At 33.4% G+C, this 2,642-nt stretch carries 3 protein-coding genes; all 3 read left to right on the top strand.

All coding sequences use genetic code 11. The features are described from left to right. Window positions 1-130: 130 nt before the first annotated feature. Complete coding sequence (locus VKY41_RS07765; protein ID WP_500813873.1) at window positions 131-484, top strand: hypothetical protein; 354 nt, start codon at window positions 131-133, stop codon at window positions 482-484. 58 nt (window positions 485-542) lie between these two features. Continuing rightward, window positions 543-1,322: a GLPGLI family protein gene (locus VKY41_RS07760; RefSeq protein ID WP_500813872.1), complete on the top strand. Its 780-nt coding sequence runs from the start codon at window positions 543-545 to the stop codon at window positions 1,320-1,322. A gap of 17 nt (window positions 1,323-1,339) precedes the next feature. Then, window positions 1,340-2,642 (top strand): carboxypeptidase-like regulatory domain-containing protein (locus VKY41_RS07755; RefSeq protein WP_500813871.1); only part of this gene is annotated, 1,303 nt, incomplete at its 3' end.

Raw genomic sequence — 2,642 nt, 5'->3', positions numbered from 1 at the left:
AGAAAAATTGCCAGCCAATTGCTAAGAAAAAGAAAAGTCTTATTTCTATCCAACGACTTTAACTGATTTAGAAAACAGGACGCAATTAACCGCCCAAGTCCTTAAAATGGGGCAACAAAATTAAAAAATTATGCGTAAATTAGTATTCAGTGCAATAGCTTGTGTAGCTTTTGCGGGAAGCAGTTTAGCTTCAAATGAGGCACATGTAAATAACAATTATTTCTATAATGACAATGTAGAAAGTAATTCTTATACAAATCACAGTATGGAAGAAGTATTGAGATTCTACAATACCAATGCTGCTTACTATCCATGTCAGTTTTCAATTAGTGTTATTTCGCCTGATGGAGAATTATTAGAATTTCATTGGGTTATAGGTCGAGAAGGCGGTGAACCATGTTTAAACAGACTCGTTGCGGATGCAGCTATGTTACAGGGAATGTTTCCTGAAGCAGTTCTTGAGTTCGATATAATTGCAATGTAAAAAAGAATAAACATAAATGTACTATTTTGTACATTTATGTTTATTAAATATTGAAAAGATGAAAAACCTTAAACTAATTATTTTCCTACTCTTCGTTAATAATATATTCGCTCAATTTCAAGGTGTAGTTATAGAATATAGAGAATATTTCGATACAGATAGACCTATTGAACGTAAAGCAACGCTATATACCACAGCTGCAACGTCAATCTACGAACAAGATTATGGCAGTAGTAAGCAAGTAAAGCCTACACCTGCGCCTGACACTAATGTAGTTAGACAAACTTTTAAACCTTTAGTCAACGATAATGTTTTTTTTAAAATAGATCGCACAACAAATAAATTAGAAACATTTGGCTATTTAGTTGTTGAAAAAAAATCTAAAATAATAGATGATTTAAATATAAAATGGCAGCTATTGAGCGAAAAAAAAGTAATTGATGACATTGAATGTTATAAAGCTACAACAAATTTTAGAGGTAGAAAGTGGGAAGCTTGGTATGCACCATCACTTCCTTATCCAGCAGGACCATATAAATTTGGTGGATTACCAGGTTTAATTATAAATTTAAGTGATGAAACTAAAAAATACAATTTTGCTGTAACTAAAATAGAATTTTTAAAAGAAGAATTGTATCAAAATAAATTCGATTTTTTTAAGAATATTCCATATGATCAAATTCAATCATTAAAAGAATTTACAATAGAAAGAGAAAAGATAATATCAGAATTTTTTGAGAGCGAAATTCGCGAAAGAGGGTCAGAAAGAACTAGGGAAAAACAAGATAGAAAAGGAATAGAACTGATCTACGAATGGGAAGAAGAACCTAAAAAATAACAGCGCAATAAACATACATGCCAAAAACACTCATTACATTTTTAATAGCTTTACTAACAACCGTTTCTTTACAGGCACAAACCGTTTGTAAAGGCAAGGTTGTTTCCGAAGCAAACGAACCGATACCTAATGCTTCTGTTCTTATAAAAAACAGCGAAGACCATATTTTGCAGTTTGGGTTTACCAATGCACAGGGCGTTTTTAATATTCAAATAGAAAGTGAAGGTAGTTTTGTAGTTGAGGTCAATAAAATGGGGTTTGTAAAGCAACAACAACCGTTAACGGTTACAAAAGATAAAAAAGAATACAATCTTACAATTACTTTAGAAGAAAGCACCGAATTATTGGAAGATCTGGTCATTGAAATAGATAATCCCATTCAAGTGCGTGGCGACACACTTTCTTACGATGCCAAAGCATTCAGTACCGGTCGCGAAGTGGTGGTAGAAGATTTATTAAAAAACATTCCCGGAATTACCGTAGAAAAAGACGGGAAAATTAAATTTGAAGATACCGAAATTGAAAAAGTAATGGTCGAGGGCGATGATTTTTTCAATCGAGGATATAGTATTTTAACCAAAAATATGCCCAACAAACCGTTGGATAAAGTACAGGTGTTACGTAATTACAGTAACAATAAATTATTAAAAGGCGTAGAAGAATCAAACAAAGTTGCCTTAAACCTTACCATTGACGAAGAATACAAAGATTTATGGTTTGGCGATATTACTGCCGGTTACGGTTTGGTTACAGAAAATCGGTACGATGTTTCGGGCAACTTAATGAACTTTAGTAAAAAATACAAGAATTTTTTAACATACGGCTTAAACAACGTGGGTGTTGACCGTGTGGGTTCACTGGAAAGTATGTTTTATAACAACTACGAAGTAGAATCTATTGGAAGAGGAGATCAATTAAACCAATTAATGGGGTTAAGCGGCGGCAGAGCGGGTCAGCTGAAAGACCACAGAACACGCATCAATAATGCCGAACATGTTTCGTTGAGCACCATTGTCCCGGTTACGGAAAAATTAAAAATTAAGCTCGTGGGGTTTTTAGGTTTCGATGAAAATTATGCGTTTAATAATCGCTACAGCGTTACCAATGTAGGCGACACGTATTTTGAAAACTCTGAAAACAATCAATTTAAAAGCCACTTGAAAAAGGGTTATATAAATCTTTTGACTACTTATGATATTTCTAAAACACAAATGTTGCAATTAAGCTCGGTGTGGAATCGCGGAACAACCAATAATTACAACGACCTTACATTTAACGGTACAAATACTTTGGAGCGTTTGGAAACCAAGAATACTTTTT

The organism is Xanthomarina sp. (genome assembly GCF_035306605.1).
Lineage (GTDB): Bacteria > Bacteroidota > Bacteroidia > Flavobacteriales > Flavobacteriaceae > Xanthomarina.
This window is presented reverse-complemented; position numbering and strand designations above follow the sequence as displayed.

What these genes read in the sequence shown, in the direction of transcription:
- VKY41_RS07765 (WP_500813873.1), top strand. Translation starts at nt 131, where the DNA reads ATGCGTAAATTAGTATTCAGTGCAATAGCTTGTGTAGCTTTTGCGGGA.
- VKY41_RS07760 (WP_500813872.1), top strand. Translation starts at nt 543, where the DNA reads ATGAAAAACCTTAAACTAATTATTTTCCTACTCTTCGTTAATAATATA.